The sequence below is a fragment of the Cobetia sp. SIMBA_158 genome (assembly GCF_046566945.1).
GTDB lineage: Bacteria > Pseudomonadota > Gammaproteobacteria > Pseudomonadales > Halomonadaceae > Cobetia > Cobetia amphilecti.
Genome location: NZ_JAWJYL010000002.1, coordinates 165,997 through 181,795, shown reverse-complemented (window position 1 = coordinate 181,795; position 15,799 = coordinate 165,997). Strand labels below are relative to the sequence as shown.

Annotated in this window: 16 protein-coding genes; 3 read left to right on the top strand and 13 right to left on the bottom strand. The window is 61.5% G+C overall.

Features of this window, described 5'->3' with window-relative positions; all coding sequences use genetic code 11:
- The first annotated feature begins 125 nt into the window (after nt 1-125).
- Nucleotides 126-1,523, top strand: a complete 1,398-nt coding sequence (locus tag R2R70_RS04810; protein WP_159055705.1) for a GGDEF domain-containing protein — start codon at nt 126-128, stop codon at nt 1,521-1,523.
- Entirely contained in the window at nt 1,520-2,764 is a 1,245-nt protein-coding gene (locus R2R70_RS04805) for a sensor domain-containing diguanylate cyclase (protein ID WP_107334582.1), read from the top strand. Before R2R70_RS04810 ends, R2R70_RS04805 begins: the two co-directional genes overlap by 4 nt.
- Here R2R70_RS04805 and R2R70_RS04800 read toward each other — a convergent pair.
- The 13 genes from R2R70_RS04800 to atpD all read right to left on the bottom strand — a co-directional run bounded on the left by R2R70_RS04800 (nt 2,734) and on the right by atpD (nt 15,295).
- Nucleotides 2,734-3,963 carry an acetate/propionate family kinase gene (locus R2R70_RS04800; RefSeq protein WP_107334583.1) on the bottom strand — a complete coding sequence of 410 codons (1,230 nt, stop codon included), beginning with the start codon at nt 3,961-3,963 and terminating at the stop codon, nt 2,734-2,736. The genes R2R70_RS04805 and R2R70_RS04800 overlap by 31 nt on opposite strands.
- Nucleotides 3,960-5,528: a bifunctional enoyl-CoA hydratase/phosphate acetyltransferase gene (locus R2R70_RS04795; protein WP_410977419.1), complete on the bottom strand. Its 1,569-nt coding sequence runs from the start codon at nt 5,526-5,528 to the stop codon at nt 3,960-3,962. The genes R2R70_RS04800 and R2R70_RS04795 overlap by 4 nt, the downstream gene beginning before the upstream one ends.
- Nucleotides 5,515-6,339: an enoyl-ACP reductase FabI gene (gene fabI / locus R2R70_RS04790; RefSeq protein WP_410977418.1), complete on the bottom strand. Its 825-nt coding sequence runs from the start codon at nt 6,337-6,339 to the stop codon at nt 5,515-5,517. The genes R2R70_RS04795 and fabI overlap by 14 nt, the downstream gene beginning before the upstream one ends.
- Nucleotides 6,340-6,372: 33 nt before the next feature.
- Complete coding sequence (locus R2R70_RS04785) at nt 6,373-8,337, bottom strand: PHA/PHB synthase family protein (RefSeq protein WP_410977417.1); 1,965 nt, start codon at nt 8,335-8,337, stop codon at nt 6,373-6,375.
- Between the two features lie 146 nt (nt 8,338-8,483).
- Nucleotides 8,484-9,395, bottom strand: coding sequence for a F0F1 ATP synthase subunit gamma (locus tag R2R70_RS04780; RefSeq protein WP_410977416.1), 912 nt, complete (start codon nt 9,393-9,395; stop codon nt 8,484-8,486).
- Nucleotides 9,392-10,927, bottom strand: a complete 1,536-nt coding sequence (locus R2R70_RS04775; protein WP_410977415.1) for a F0F1 ATP synthase subunit alpha — start codon at nt 10,925-10,927, stop codon at nt 9,392-9,394. The genes R2R70_RS04780 and R2R70_RS04775 overlap by 4 nt, the downstream gene beginning before the upstream one ends.
- Nucleotides 10,917-11,654 (bottom strand): F0F1 ATP synthase subunit delta, encoded by a 738-nt coding sequence (locus tag R2R70_RS04770; protein WP_410977414.1) that lies wholly within the window; start codon nt 11,652-11,654, stop codon nt 10,917-10,919. Before R2R70_RS04770 ends, R2R70_RS04775 begins: the two co-directional genes overlap by 11 nt.
- A 4-nt stretch (nt 11,655-11,658) precedes the next feature.
- Nucleotides 11,659-11,904: a F0F1 ATP synthase subunit C gene (locus R2R70_RS04765; protein WP_107334590.1), complete on the bottom strand. Its 246-nt coding sequence runs from the start codon at nt 11,902-11,904 to the stop codon at nt 11,659-11,661.
- 152 nt (nt 11,905-12,056) lie between these two features.
- Entirely contained in the window at nt 12,057-12,731 is a 675-nt protein-coding gene (locus R2R70_RS04760; RefSeq protein WP_131432228.1) for a F0F1 ATP synthase subunit A, read from the bottom strand.
- Nucleotides 12,728-13,174 carry an ATP synthase subunit I gene (locus R2R70_RS04755; protein WP_410977413.1) on the bottom strand — a complete coding sequence of 149 codons (447 nt, stop codon included), beginning with the start codon at nt 13,172-13,174 and terminating at the stop codon, nt 12,728-12,730. Before R2R70_RS04755 ends, R2R70_RS04760 begins: the two co-directional genes overlap by 4 nt.
- Nucleotides 13,171-13,500 carry an AtpZ/AtpI family protein gene (locus R2R70_RS04750; protein WP_131432226.1) on the bottom strand — a complete coding sequence of 110 codons (330 nt, stop codon included), beginning with the start codon at nt 13,498-13,500 and terminating at the stop codon, nt 13,171-13,173. Before R2R70_RS04750 ends, R2R70_RS04755 begins: the two co-directional genes overlap by 4 nt.
- Nucleotides 13,500-13,898 (bottom strand): F0F1 ATP synthase subunit epsilon, encoded by a 399-nt coding sequence (locus R2R70_RS04745; RefSeq protein ID WP_410977412.1) that lies wholly within the window; start codon nt 13,896-13,898, stop codon nt 13,500-13,502. Before R2R70_RS04745 ends, R2R70_RS04750 begins: the two co-directional genes overlap by 1 nt.
- Nucleotides 13,895-15,295 carry a F0F1 ATP synthase subunit beta gene (atpD, locus tag R2R70_RS04740; RefSeq protein ID WP_410977411.1) on the bottom strand — a complete coding sequence of 467 codons (1,401 nt, stop codon included), beginning with the start codon at nt 15,293-15,295 and terminating at the stop codon, nt 13,895-13,897. The genes R2R70_RS04745 and atpD overlap by 4 nt, the downstream gene beginning before the upstream one ends.
- Between atpD and R2R70_RS04735 the strand changes: the two genes are divergently transcribed.
- Entirely contained in the window at nt 15,294-15,530 is a 237-nt protein-coding gene (locus R2R70_RS04735; protein ID WP_410977410.1) for a hypothetical protein, read from the top strand. The genes atpD and R2R70_RS04735 overlap by 2 nt on opposite strands.
- Nucleotides 15,531-15,799 lie beyond the last annotated feature (269 nt).

Sequence of the window (15,799 nt, the reverse complement as noted above, 5' to 3'; positions counted from 1 at the left end):
GGAAATCAGACATGCCTTCACGAATGGCAATATTGGAGCAACACCTGAGTGCCACGACTCCTGCAAGGCTGAGCTTTGCCCCTGAACTCGAGAGGGACTTTGAACAGTTCGAGCATCGTCGGCGCATGAGTCGTGCAGTAATGGGCTGCTGGAGCCTGATCATCTTTCAGCTGATGTTCGTGCTTTATGACACCGTCTATGCGCCGGTCGCGATGCCGGTGACAGAGAATCTCGCCGTGATGCTGCGGCTGTATGTCTGCATCGCGTTCGCGATCCTCGTGCTGGCCCTCAAGAGCGAGGTCTGTCGCCCCGTCGGGCGTGAGGCGCTGCTGGTCGCGACCCTGTGGGGCGTGATCGGCCTGGCGGCGTGGCTGGCAGTGCGCGAGAACCACCTGCGCTGCTTCCTCGAACTCTATGCGCTGGGCGTGGTGCCTCTGGTCGGTATCGTCCTGATGCAGCTGCGTTTCGTCGCGGCTCTGGTGCTGTCGGCAGGGGGGATGGTCATCGTGATCAGCGTAGCGCTGAGCGTATCGATGCCCTATGCCCATATGGACTTCGCGATCGTCTTCGTCTTCATGGCGTTCTGCCTGTTTTCGCTGATTGCCAGCTTCCGCATCGAGTTCTCGGCCCGTCATGCCTATCTGATGACCTCCATCGATCAACTGCGCCTGCAGGATGTGGAGTCACGCAATGCCGAGCTGCAGGAAATGGCCTGTCTCGACCCGCTGACCCAGCTCTACAATCGCCGTCATCTGATCGAGGTGCTCAAGCAGCACCATGGCGATGCTCAGCAGGCGAAGAACGGCGTGTCCGCGTCCCATCCGGTGCCACCGTTACCATGTCTGGCGCTGATGATGATGGATGTCGATCACTTCAAGGCCTTCAATGATCACTACGGACATGTCCCGGGCGACAACTGCCTGTATCAGATCGCCCAGGCCTTGCAGGAAACACTGGACAGGGAAAAAGGCGCTGGCATCGCCGGTGCTCTCGAGGGGAAAGAGGCTGCGTTGGCCAGCGTCGTCCGCTTCGGTGGCGAGGAATTTACCGCCCTGGTGGCCGTGCGAGATCTCGAGCATGCGCACAGCCTGGCCGAGGCGATGCGCTATGCCGTCAAGTCGCTAAAGCTGCCTCACCGCGAGTCGGAACTCGGCGTCGTCACTGTGAGTGTGGGGCTTTGCGTCATCCCCTTGTCGCGCCTGCTCGAGGGCGAGGGAATGGAGGATGAGATGACGCGTGACATGGCGGTCGAGACGCTGCTCAGCCGCTGGGTCGATCAGGCCGACAAGGGGCTCTATCGTGCCAAGCGCCATGGCCGCAACCGTACCTGCGTGCAACGTGGTAACGGCCATGGCAAGGTGCGCGCCCAGGCCAGTGATGACCTGCGTGATGGCCTCCACGATGGCCTTGATGATGAGCGCCAGGCTGCGCAGCAGGGTGAGCGGCAGAATGCGCAGCACGATGAACAGAAGGCTGAGTCGCCTGATCACAGGCCGCCGATGGGCGGAGCGGGCCTGTCATGAGAAGTCAAAAGCGACTCCCCGGCGCCGGCGAGGCGACGATGCCGGCGGCGTTGGCCGCCGAGCGCGGTGTCGTCGAGGGGTTGATCGACGGTCGCGGCGCGTCACGCTGGCGGCTCATGTTCCCCGACGCCCTCGAGACCCGGTATGTGGAAGAGGCGCGCGTCTCGCGCACGCGCGGCTTGCTGTATTCCGGCATCTTCGCCTTCGTGATGTATGCCACCTTCCTGATCAGTGACACCATTCATCGCAGTGAGGACCTGGCACTGGCCGCCATGCTGCGGCTGGGCTGTGTTTGCGTGGTGGCCATGCTGGTGCTTCCTCTGGTGCAGCGCGCGCCTTCCATGCGGCTCAAGGAGTGGCTGATGACCGCGCTGGTGATCAACACCATGCTGGTCAGCGCCATCCTGTTGCAGCTGTCGCGCACCGAGCTTTCGCATGTCGATACGCTGTTGTTCGGCTTCTTTCCGATGGTCGGCAACATTCTCTTTCGACTGCGCTTCCTTCAGGCACTGACGGCGTCGCTGACCTGCACGCTCATCATGGCCGGTGTGATCGCGTTGGAACCTGCCGGCCAGGAGGGGCTGGAGCTGCTGGCGATGGTGATCTTCGCCAGCACCACGGGGCTCTCGCTATTGGCCAACCATCAGCTCGAGTACAATCAGCGTCAGGTGTGGTTGCTGCGCCAGCGTGAGCGGCTGTTGCTGGAGGAGAAGCGCGCTGCCGGGCAACGTCTTACCCGAGAGGCCAACTGCGATGCACTGACGGGCGTCTACAACCGGCGTCACCTGGAGCGGGATCTGGCCCAGCGCTGGGCGGACCTGACCCGAGAGGACGGGCTGGCGATCCTGATGGTGGATGTCGATCACTTCAAGGCCTACAACGACCATCATGGACATGTGGAAGGGGATCACTGCCTGCAGCAGGTTGCCGGTGCGCTCCAGGCCGGCATCGGCCCGCAGCCGGGCATGGTGGTGCGCTATGGCGGCGAGGAATTCCTGGTTCTGCTGGAGTCAGTGACCGAGCGGCAATTGCGTGCCTGCGCCGAACGCATCCGCCGCAAGGTGCGTGCGCTCAAACTGATCCACCCTGACAGCTCCGTGGCGAAAGTGCTGACCGTCAGCGTCGGGGCGGTGAGCTACAAGGCCGAGCAGCACACCAATCTGACCGATCTGGTACGTGCCGCCGATGCGGCGCTCTATGACGCCAAGCATCAGGGGCGCGACTGCTGTATCGTACGGTGAGAAGAGGTGGGCTGTACTGACAGCAGACGCCGGGTCTCGCTGGCGATGATACCTTCTTCATCGGTGGGGATGACGAGGATCTCGAGGGCAGAGTCCTTGCCAGTGATGGAGGTGGCGTTGCGCTGATTGGCATCAGTGTCCAGCGTCGCACCGAGCCAAGCGAGACGCTGGATGATCAAATGGCGCACCAGTGCCGAGTTCTCGCCGATACCGGCGGTGAACACGATGCTATCGAGGCCTCCCAACGCCGTTGCCAATGATGTCATTTCGCAGGCGGCGCGATAGCAGAACATCTCGATGGCTTCGCGTGCCTCGGGCGCTGGATGGGCCTCCAATTCTGCCATGTCATTGCTGATGCCGGAGACCCCCAATAGCCCCGATTCCTCATAGAGGAGGTGGCGAAGTTCCGTCGTGCTCATGCCCTTGCCATCCAGCAGGTGCAGCAGTACACCGGGGTCTAGCGAGCCGCAGCGCTGACCCATCATCAATCCTTCCAGTGCAGTGAAGCCCATGCTGGTGGCGACACTCCTGCGCTGCCTCATAGCGCACAGGCTGGCCCCATTGCCAAGATGCGCGACGATGACTCGACCTTCGCTGCGCGTTCCGAGTGACGTCTCGGGCAGCCGGTCGGCGATGTACTGATACGAGAGACCATGAAAGCCATAGCGCACGATGCCAGACTCGCTGAGGGCTCGGGGTAGGGCGAAGGTCTGCGCCATTGAATCCTGGGTGCGATGAAAGCTGGTATCGAAGCACACGACCTGCGGGAGTCGTGGGGCTGCATCGACGAGACACTGGATCGCTACCAGGCTGTGGGGCTGATGATTGGGGGCCAGCGGGATCAGCTCGGCCAGATCGTCAAGCAAGGTCGGGCAGACACGTGCGGGGCCGTGATGCTCGCGGCCGCCATGCACGACGCGATGACCGGCTGCAGTGATGGTCAGGCCATCATCATGGCGCTCCAGCCAGTCGAAAAGCGCCGGGATCAGATCCTCGTGACTGGCCCCCGGATGCAATGGCAGCTGAGCATCCCAATTCGGGGTGGTGCCATCGCGGGTTTGCGCTGTGAACCTGGGATGGCTGCCGATGCCGGAGAGCTTGCCGCGCAATACTGGCTCCTGTACACCCTCCACTGCTGGGAAGAGGGCAAACTTGATGCTGGAGGAGCCTGCGTTCAGCACCAGCGTGACATCGGTCATGAGCGGATTTCCGTCTGGTGGTTTAGATAGCGCTGTGCCAACGCGCAGGAAGCCAGTCGTGACAGCAGGCTGTCTGCGCGACTGGTGAGAATGATCGGGACTCGTGCACCGAGCACGATACCGGCGGCATCGGCTCCTGCAAGATAGATCAGCTGCTTGGCGATCATGTTGGCGGCTTCCAGATCCGGCGCGACCAGGATATCGGCATCCCCCGCGACCTGAGAATGAATGCCCTTCTCGGCAGCGGCCTTGGCCGAGATGGCATTGTCGAACGCCAGAGGACCATCGATCATCCCTCCCTGGATCTGGCCACGGTCCGCCATCTTGCAAAGGGCGGCGGCATCGAGCGTGGAGGTGATGTGAGGATTGATCGTTTCCACCGCCGACAGCAGCGCTACCTTTGGGCAGGTCACGCCAAGTGACTGCATCATGTCGATGGCGTTCTGAACGATATCTCGCTTGTGGGCGAGATCGGGATAGATGTTGATGGCGGCATCCGTTACCAGCAGTGGCTTGGGATAGGTTGGCACATCCAGCGCATAGACATGACTCATGCGGCGCTCGGTGCGCAGGCCAAGCTCTGCATTGACCACTGCTTCCATCAGTTCATCGGTATGCAATGCGCCTTTCATGAGCGCATTGACCTTGCCACTGCGCACCATTGCTACGGCCATTGCGGCCGCTGCGTGGCTATGGGGAGCATCGATGATCTCGATGCCTGTGAGTGATTCGCCGGCCTGGGCGGCAGCGGCGAGAATGCGCGCCTTCGGTCCGATCAGGACAGGCTGGATCAGTCCATGGCGACCCGCTTCCAGCGCACCTCCCAGCGATAGCACATCGCAGGGATGCACGATGGCGGTGGCAATCGCGGCCAGTCCTTCGGTGGCCGCGATCAAGCGCTTGTACTGAGCGCCCTGGACGTGCAGATGCACTTCGGGCAATACCACGCGCGGACGTCTTATGCGCTCGCGTGGCGCGATGACCTTGGCCACACCCTCAATGACCGTCTCACCTTGCTGGTTCGTGCAGCGGCATGCCAGGAGCAGGCGTCCCTTGGGCAGCTTCTCGCTGACCTCCAGACGCACGGCGAGGGTATCGCCCAGACGCACCGGCGCCTTGAAGCTCAGGGTCTGGTCGAGAAAGATGGTGCCCGGCCCCGGCAGTTCGGTTCCCAGCACGGCCGAGATCAAGGCGCCGCCCCACATGCCATGTGCGATGACGCCATGGAACATGTCAGTACTGGCAAATTCCTCATCGACGTGGGCGGGATTGACGTCACCGGACATCACCGCGAAGAGCTGAATATCCTTCGCCTGCAGAGTACGCACCAGCTCGGCGCTATCGCCAACGGCGATATCATCCCAGGTACGATTCTCGATGTACTCCAAGCTGTCGCTGGGGGCTGTGTCGTGAACTGTCTGTCCTTCTCGGGGTGGGACGAGTGGCTCACCGAATCCGAGCAGCCCCTCCTGCATCGGGCCTTTGCGGGGTGGCTCATCTGATGAATCATTCGGACCTTTCTCAGGCGAGCTTGCGCGTGACACGTTGTCGTCATGCTCGGACATGCAGACCTCCATCGATATGGACCGTTTCCCCTGTGACGCGACGGGTCGCGGGGCTTGCGTAAATCACCGCCAAGTTGCCGACATCCTCGATCGTCACCAGAACACCTTCAGGGGCGCGAGTACGAGCATCGTCGATCAGCTCATCGAAATGTGCGATGCCGGACCCGGCTCGTGTCTTGAGTGGGCCCGGTGACAGGGCATTGACACGGATATGACGTGGCCCCAGCTCCACGGCCAATGAGCGTACCGTTCCCTCCAGTGCCGCCTTGACCGGCCCCATGATGTTGTAGTGATCGACTACCTTCTCGCCGCCGTAATAACTCATGGCCAGGATGCTGCCACCTTCGAACATCAATGGTTCGGCCAATCGTGCCATGCGGATCAATGAGTGCACCGAGATATCCATCGCGCGTGAGAAGCCTTGGCGTGAACAGTCCGTTACCCGGCCATGCAGGTCTTCCAGCGGACAATAGGCGATGGAGTGCACCAGAACATCGAGGCGCCCGAAGCGAGTTTCGATCTGAGAAAACACGGCTTCCATCTCGCCTGCGGCCTCGACATCCAGCGGTAACAGCAGCGCTGCACCCACCTCCTTTGCCACAGGCTCCACATAGGCTCTGGCCTTGGCATTCAGATAGGTCATCACGATGTGTGCTCCGGCCGCACGAAACGCCTTCACGCAGCCGGTAGCAATGGAATGCGCATTCGCCACGCCCACCACCAGCACTACCTTGCCTTCAAGCGGCTTGAGAGGGGCGGGAGAGTCAGCTGTACCGGGAGTCTCAGATGAGTCTGGCGATTGGAGCGACATGATTGGCCTCGTTGATCGGATGTGTCGGGTGGCTCAGGTTTGCTTCACGTAGGTGCCGGGTGCATCACAGAGCACGCGATAACGCCCGTGCTCCATGCCCATCGGCGGAGGCGCAACGCGCTGACTTGAGTGCGCCTCGAGCCAGTTGGCAAAGGCCGGCCACCATGAACCGTCCTGCTCGGTGGTATCGGTAAGCCATTCGTTCGGTGCGCGATAGGCGTCAGTAGCCCCTGTCGTGGCGATGCGATAATGGCGTCGAGAGTGGCCGGGTTCCGAGATGATGCCGGCGTTATGGCCACCATTGGCCAGCACGAAGGTCATTTCGCTATCCGCGAACAGATGCAATTTGTAGACCGATTCCCAAGGGGCGACGTGATCATCCTCGGTCCCCACCGCAAAGATGGGCGCGCGGATATCGGAAACGCTGACGGCCTTGCCAGCGACTCGATAGTGGCCTTCGGCCAGGTCGTTGTTCAGATAGAGGCGTCGCAGATACTCGGCATGCATTGTGGCTGGCATGCGCGTGGCATCGGCATTCCAGGTCATGAGATCAAAGGAGTGGCTGGGCTTGCCGAGCAGGTAGTGGTCGACGACGGGTGCCCAGATGAGGTCTCTGGCGCGCAGCAAGGCAAAGGTGCCAGCCATCTGCTCGGAGGAGAGATAGCCCTTGTCGGCCATCATGTCCTCGATCAGCGTGACCTGGGAATCGCTGATGAACAGACGCAGTTCACCGGCTTCGGTGAAATCCGTCTGCGCGGCGAACAGGCTGACGCTGGCAAGGCGTTCATCGCCATCGCGACCCATCGCTGCGGCGGCAATGGAGAGCAGGGTGCCGCCGAGACAATAGCCGACGGCATGCAGGTGTTTGGCGGCTGTGATTGCCTGGATGGCATCGATGGCCTCGAGCACGCCCAGATGGCGATAGTCCTCCAGGCCCATGTCGCGAAGCGTTGCATCGGGGTTGGTCCACGAGACCATGAAGACGCTGTAGCCCTGGTTCACCAGGAAGCGCACCAGCGAATTGTGGGGCGAGAGGTCGAGAATGTAGTACTTCATGATCCAGGCAGGCACGATCAATACCGGCTCCGCCTGGACCGTTTCCGTGGCAGGCGAGTACTGGATCAACTCGATCAGGCGGTTGCGCATCACCACCTTGCCAGGCGTGATCGCCAGTGTCTGGCCAACCTCGACAGGCGGTTGCTGTGCCGATGAGGCAGCGTCATGCAAAGCTGAAGTGGAGGCCGGTGTTGCGCTCGCTGCCCGTCCGCGCCGTTCCAGGTCCTCCATCAGATGCTGAGCACCTCGCATCAGGTTTTTGCCACCCTCACTGAAGGTGGTCGTCATCACTTCAGGGTTGGTCTGCGCATAATTCGAGGGTGACAGAGTATCCACCATCAGCCCTGACACGAAGGCCAGCAGGTTCTCGTGCGCCCGCGACATGCCGTGTACACCGGTCACCGCCTGTTGCCACCATTGCCAGTTCTGGGCATGGGCGTTCGCCCACAGTGAGAAGGGGGGCTGCTGCCAGGCGGCATCACGGAAGCGCCGATCGGCAATATGCGGGCCTGCCGGTGCTCTGCCTTTGGCCCCGCTTTCCTGAGCCTCGCTTTCTTGAGACTTACCGCCTTGATCCTTGCCGTCCGGTTGGTCGACAGCCTGTTCCTTTATCCCGAGCGCTTCCTGATAGACGGCCCAGCTCCTCCACAGGGCAGATTCCAGCAACTGCATCTGCTTGCCGGGAGAGATCGCCATGTGTACAGCCCAGTCCATCCAGGCCTCTGCAAGCACCGAGGGGGAAAGGCCCAGGGTGGACCTGGCGACTCCTGCATGCACGATGCGGTCGATTGTGTCGTAAAGCGATGGTGCAAGCGTTGTCTCATCGTCACCCTCGATCGCGTGTGACACGGTGCTGGTCTGTGTCGTGCAAGTGGCTTCTGCGCCACCCTCGCGCTGAGACAGATGATGGCTCGATGCACCGGGCTGGGCTGGCGACTGCATGGCACCTCCTGTTGAGACGCACCTTGACTGGGGGCATCTTGATTTGGGCACACTTCGTGCGAGACGGTGTGCGGTCTGATCCGATCATGCCTGCGTACTGGCGATGGCAGCCTGATCTTCGTCAATGATCCTGTCTGGCGCTGGCATTAGCGGGTCTTGCGTTCAGTGCTGCTGGCGCCCGTGCCCAGCTCGATGATTTCAGCGGTAATCGTTTCCTGGCGTACCTGCTGCAGTGTGGTCTTGTAGTCGGCAAGTTCTCGCTCTATCTGGCTGGCGGCGGAGGCCATGGCTTGCATGCGCGCCTCGTTCTCGGCGGCGAAGGCGTGCAGTGCCGCCTGGCAGAGTTGGGCATGCACCACATCCTGATAAAGTTGCTCAAGCAGCTGCGCAGGGGGCAATTGCAGCAGAGGACGCTCCCGTGGTCTGGCAGCGGTGTGAGGCGTTGATATGCGCGCGTCCTGGGGACTCCCTGGCGCGAAGCTCTCAAGCTCCAGTGGCAGCAGGCGGCGATGTAGCCGCTGTGGTGCCCCCCCTTCCCAGCGGGTATACACCAGCTCCAGGCGCTCAAAATGCCCTTTGCTTAGTTGATCATGGATGACTGTCGTCAGGGTGTCGGCCAGTGCCGGGATGCCAGGCGAGTGGGATGGCATGGGCGCCGACCACAATGGCGTGATCTCGCGTGCGGCCAGTATCGAGAGTCCGCGTGTTCCCACCACCATGAGAGGGGCGGAACCGAGCGCAGTGCCGAGGCTGTCCAGGAGTCGCTCACTGAAGGCGCCGGCGAAACCCTGTTCGGCCAGAAACAGCAACCACCCGGTGCTTGCATCATCACTGGCAGGCTCCTGCTCACGAGTGTCGTGAGTGCAGGTGGCAATATCGTGACCGAATGCTGACACCACTGCTTCGACTATCACCGCGCTGTAGCGATCCACTGCCTGCACCTCGGCGCGGGCGTTGCGAGCACGTGCAGCGGCAATCCCCTTGATCGCGTTCACCACGGAGCCCAATTGGCGAACGCTGTCGATATGGGCGCTGATCTCGGCCATGCGTTCGCTCATTTTTCGGCCTCACTGATTCTGCCCATCAGACTTGTCACCGCTGTCAGCAGACGATCATGCGTCGCGTCGCTGCAAGGTGCATGTGTGTCAGCGCTCAACTCGGCGACTCCCGACGCTGCAGCGCGGTCCAGTGCGGCCGGCAGTTCGCGAACGAGGGCGGGAAGGAAGCCGACCGGCAGGTCATCGAAGTGTCCGGCATGCAGTGCCAGCAGCAATGCGACCTCATCCACCAGGCGCAACGGCATATGTTGTGGTTGATGCAGGAGGGCGCGGATACGCTCACCACGCTTGAGTTGGTCGCGGACCCGGCCATCCGGCATGCCGCCGAACCGCGTGAAGACCTCCAGTTCGAGAAACTGGGCATAATCCAGACGCAGGGTGCCCGCGGCCTTGCGCAGCGCGACAGCTTGCGTCTTGCCGCCGACTCGGCTGACGCTCAGACCGACATCAACTGCCGGTTTCTGGCCTTGATGGAAGAGTGCGGCGTCCATCACCACCTGGCCGTCAGTGATCGAGATCAGATTGGTGGGGATATAGGCCGAGAGATTGCCCGAGTCCGTCTCGGCGATGGGCAGGGCGGTCAGGGAGCCACCGCCACATTCGGATGAGAGTCTGGCGGCACGCTCCAACAGGCGTGCATGCAGATAGAAGACATCGCCGGGATAGGCCTCGCGACCTGGCGACTGGCGCGTCAGCAGTGCAATCTCGCGATGGGTCGCGGCGTGTTTGGAGAGGTCGTCGATCACGATCACGGCATGTTGTCCGTTGTCGCGGAAGTACTCCGCCATGGTCATCCCCGCGTAGGGCGCGATCCATTGCAGACCGGGTGCCGTGGCCGAGCCGGCCACCATCACGATACAGCGCGAGAAGTTGCCGTGAGTGGAGAGTGCATCGATCACACGCCTCACGCTGGAGGTCTTCTGGCCTACCGAGACGTACACACACACCATGTCGCTGTCGCGCTGGGCAATCAGGGTATCGATGGCCAGCGTCGTCTTGCCGGTGGCATGATCGCCAACGATCAATTCGCGCTGACCGCGCCCCAGGGCGAACAAGGTATCGATGGCAAGAATGCCGGTCTGCACGGGTTCGGTGACCAGTTCACGTTCGATGATCGAGGGGGCCGGTCGTTCGATGGGCCAGTGCAGTTCACTCTCGAGGGGCCCAAGGTCATCCAGCGGGCGGCCAAGCGGGTCCACCACGCGGCCCAGCAATACCTCCCCCACCGGTACCTGCACGACGTCTCCGCTGGCATGGACGGCATCGCCAGCTTCGACGGCATTGCCGGCATCGAAGGTGTCAAGCAGTACGCAGCCGATGCGGTCCTCATCGAGTACCTGCACGAACCCTACCTGGCCACGTGCAAAGTGCAGGACTTCCTCCAGGCCGACATCGGGCAAGCCGGAGATGATGGCGACACCGTCGGCGATCTCCTCGACGCGTCCATGTTGCTCGGCGTGGACTCCTAGAGGGGCATCTTCCAGTGCCTCTTTTGCAGCCAGCAGCCAGCTAGGTGTCTGATCAGATGACATCCTGCATCTCCCTGTCGACGTTTCTGAGGTCGGCACGCCAGCTGTTGTGCAGCACGAAATGCGCGGAACGCAATTCCAGCCCCGCGATCATCTCAGGGTCGCACTCGAAGGCTATCCTTGCCTGTTGGCCCAACGTGTCGGCAATGGCGTCTCTCAACGCGTGCTGCTCATGGGGGGGCAGTGTCGCGACGGAGACCACGTGGATAGGTTCCGGCGTGGTGACCAATGCCTCGCGTTGCGTCGCTGACATCGATGCCAGGGAGTCCAGCAGTCGTGTGCGAAATGCCTCATCAAGACTCTGGCCGTTGAGCTGCTTGAGCAGACGCGTCGCGATATCCACCGCCAATGTAGTGGCGTCTCGCACATCCTGCTGACGTGCCTGATGACGTTGCTGCGTGATCCGGGACTGCGCTTGCTGCTGCAAGCGTTCTACCTGCTGGTGAGCACTGCTGAGCAGCGCATCGGCGCTGGCGGCGGCTTCAATCAGGCGAGCCTCGCGTATGGAGTCGCACTCCGCCGTGAGCTGTGCCCGCGTCTGCTCGACCTCGGCCAGGAGAGCCTCTGCTCTGGTCTGTGTCGCACTGGCAGTCTCCAGTTCGGCCTGGATGGCGGCGCGACGCTGCTCGATGGCATTGACGATCGGTCGCCACAACACGCGTGACAACAGCCAGATCAGGATCAGGACATTGAGTGCCTGCAGACCGATACCCCACCAGTCGATGGTCATGGCGTCATCCCAGCAAGGGGTTGGCGAACAGCAGCAGCAACGAGATGACCAGACAGTAGATGGCGGTCGTCTCTATCATGGCCAGACCGACGAACAACGTGCGCGAGATGGTGTTGGCAGCCTCGGGCTGGCGAGCGATGGCATCCATTGCCGCGGCGACGGCGCGTCCCTCGGCGAGGGCAGGGCCAATGGCACCGAAGGCCACGGCAAACGCTGCCCCGATGATGCTGGCGAAAGCTATCAGGTCCATTTCGACTCCTTGTCTCTTCAAACAGTGGTCAATACATGTACTGGTCAGCAGCGGTGTGGCGGATCGTACGGGATTGTTCAGACAGGCCTTCCCTCCATCACTTGAGATAGGTCTTGGAGAAGCCCCTCCAACACGATTCCCTGCCACGAGTGTCAATGATTCCTTGCCTGTCCTTCCTCGATGGTCGAAGTGATGAACACCAGCGCCAGAATCGCGAAGATATAGGCCTGTACCAGACCGGTGAGCAAATCCAGCGCCATCAAGGGGATAGGCACCAGCAGCCCCGCCAGTGAAGCGACGATGCCGATGATGAACACGCCACTCATCACGTTGCCGAACAGGCGCACGAACATCGAGAAGGTGCGGGTCACACTCTCCATCATGTTGAGCGGAATCATCACGGCATTGGGTGCCGCAAACGAGCGTAGGTAGCCACGCACACCATTGCTGCGTATCCCGAACCAGACCACTGACACGAAGACCAGCAGTGCCAGCGCCACATCGGTCTCCATCTGGGCAGTAGGGGGCTCGACCCCTGGCAGCAGCGAAGATCCGTTGGCGACGAGAATGAAAAGGAACAGGCTGCCGATGAAGCTGCGGTAGGGGGCCGGTGACGCACCGCTGGTTTCGCGAATCTGGAGGTCGAGCACCGAGACCATCAGCTCAAGCGCTGCCTGGCGTTTGTCGGGCAATCGCGTCAGATGGCGCGTCAGCAGATAGCTTCCGATCACCAGAATGGCCATGATGGCCCAGCTGGTCACGATGGCCTGGGTGATCGGCAGGGGGCCGAGGTAAAACAGGGGCTGTGATTCCAGAGGAGAGTTCATGACTGAGTCTCCCGTGGCTTTCCTGGTGGGAGCGTGCCTGATTTGAGCTCGTCAGATCGGAGCTTGTCTGGCCTCAAGCTGCCTTGTCGTAAGCTGTCTGGCCGCAAACTGACAGGCGGTGGCTTGCGCATGTGCCCTGCCTTGGCGATGAGGATGCCGATCAGAGTGACCAGCAAGGCGGTAGCTCCCGCCTGCACGGCCAGCAGCAGACCCAGTGTCATCAAGGTCAGTCGTCCCAGGGTCAGCAGCACGCCGAGCATCGGGTTTGTCTGGCGGACGATCAGCTCTGCCGTCCGTTTCAGCGCATGAAAATAGCCATGTCCCAGCAACAGGCCACCGATCAGACATGCCGGATACAGCACGCTGGCGGGTATCTCATTCAGCCAGTGCGCCAGCAGTTCTCGCAGCACCAGCACCTGGGGCATGTCCGTCATGTCGATCATCGTGCGTTCATCCATTTCCAGGCGGACCAGCCGCCGATCGCCACCCCGGCCATCATCAGGGGAGCACTCCAGAAGATGTCAGTTGCCAGTCGGCCATCGAGCCAGCGACCAAGATAAAGACCAGCCAGCGTAGGCGTGATGATGATCCAGCCCAGCACGCCGATCTGCGCCAGACGGCGGCCGACGGAAAGATCTCCCTCGCGTAGCCAGCGCGAGTGGCGTTCTCGCTTGCGGCGAACGGCATTCAGCAGAGGATCATTGTCGCCGTGGGGCGTGGCGTCTCTTGTTGCCCGTGCACTCGGCGCAGGTTTGTGTGGCGCTTTCATCACCACTCTCTCGTGGCTTTGCCACGTCGCGCCACCATCTGGCGCAGGGCATTGAGCTGGAGCCGAAGACCCTCGACATGCTCGTGCCGTTCATGCTCCAGGTCTTCACGAAAGCGTGTCAGTACCTGGCGATCCAGTGTCTCCAGGTCATCGCCAGTCACGGCTTCGCGAGTTGCGATCGTGATGTCGCCTTGGCGGAGGGTTAGCACGCCGCCACGTACCGCACAGAAGTGTTGCTCAGCTCCCAGTCGCCAGCTGATGGCCGAGATGCTGAGTGCCGTCATGAAGTCGCAGTGGCCCTTGAGGATGCCGAAGCTGCCGCTGGGATCCTCGGCGCGCAGACTGTCGATGTCTTGTTCGACGATGATGCTCAGCGGTGTGACGATGAAGAGCTTCATGCGCCACCCCTTGAGCTCGAGGCTTCCTTGCACTGTGCGGCGTCAAGGCTGCCGACCATGTACAGAGAGCTCTCGGCCCAGTCGTCGGTCTCACCTGCCAGGATGGCGCGGCAGCCGGCCAAGGTGTCAGCCAAGGGCACGCTAGCGCCGGGAGAGCCGGTGAAGGCTTCGGTGACCATGAATGGCTGGGTCAAGAAGCGCTGCAGACGACGCGCACGGACCACTACCAGGCGATCTGCAGCCCCCAACTCCTCGACGCCCAACAACGAGATGATGTCGGCCAGCTCGCGAAAGCGCGCCAGCGTGCGGCGAACCTCATCGGCGACCTGGTAATGCGTTTCACCTACCACCAGCGGGTCCAGCAACATCGAAGAGGACTCCAGCGGGTCAATCGCGGGGTAGAAGCCTTCCGCCGCCATGTTGCGCGACAGCATGATGACGCAGTCCATATGACTGGAAATCGTCGTCACTGCCGGGTCGGTGAAGTCATCCGCGGGTACGTAGACGGCCTGGATTGCCGTCACGGCCGAGCCTGCGACCGAGGCGATACGCTCCTGCAGACTTGCGACTTCACTGGCCAGTGTCGGTTGATAGCCGACGCGTGAAGGCAGTCGCCCCAGCAGACTGGAAACTTCCGCACCGGCTTGCACGAAGCGAAAGACGTTATCCATCAGCAGTAGCACGTTGCGGTGTTGCTGGTCGCGGAAGTATTCCGCCATGGTCAAGGCCGTCAATGGTGCACGCCAGCGGGCGCCGGGCGGCTCATTCATCTGGCCGTAGACCAGCACGCTGCGTTCGAGAACGCCGGAGCCCTTCATCTCGGTGAGCAACTCATGGCCCTCGCGGGAGCGCTCGCCGATGCCGGCGAAAACTGAAATACCCTGGTATTTCTCGACCATGGCACGGATCAGCTCCATCACCAGCACCGTCTTGCCAACACCGGCACCGCCGAACATCGCAGCCTTGCCACCCTGGGCCATCGGCGTCAGCAGGTCGATGATCTTGATGCCGGTCTCGAACATCTCGCTGGCCCCTATCTGTGAATCAAGGGCAGGGGCCAGGGCATGGATGGGGCGTCGTGGGGTGTCAGCAGGCAGGGCTGGGCCATTGTCACGCGTGTCACCCACGACATTGAGCAACCGACCGAGCACGGCGTCTCCCACGGGGACACTGACCGGACTGCCGGTGGCGTGGACGGCTTCACCGCGTGCCAGCCCGGCGGTGGAGTCAAAGGCCACCGCACGCAGAGTGTCGACACTTAGATGACTGTGTATTTCAAGTATCAGAGTGGGCCGGTCCGCACGCTCGATGAACAACGCCGTCTTGAGCGCCGGTAGTTCAGATGTGAGGAAGGTGACATCCACCACAGCCCCGCGTACGGCAATGACCTTGCCCATGGCAACGGAGCCTGAGCCTGCCTCAGCGAGTGTATGCAGATCTTTATCATGCGCCGACGAAGGAGCTGAGTCAGACGTCGGAGCTGCAGAGGTCGAGGCTTCAGAGGTCGAGGCGACAGAAGCCGATGGCGTAGAAGTCGCTGGGGAGACTGATGAAGATGAAAAGATAGAGGCAGAAAAGACGTTGGACGAAGAGGAGGTCGTGGCAGAGTCGACCGCAATATTGGAGGAATAGACGTCCATGTCGACCTGGCCTCCCTTGTCACGGCTGCGCTACTTGATACTTTCTGTTCTATCACCTAATTCGGGCACGATCAGCTTCATTGGTCGAATCTGATGCTCGACGTGTGGTTATCTTGATGTACGTCAATAAAGGCGGATGTGCGGCGAAATATAGATGGCAAGCCTGAGCATGCCGAGTGGAAAATACGTGGATGCTGTCATGCAATATGGCGGGCCTGATCGATCACCACCATGGCGACTGATCGGATGGCTGGGCCTGCG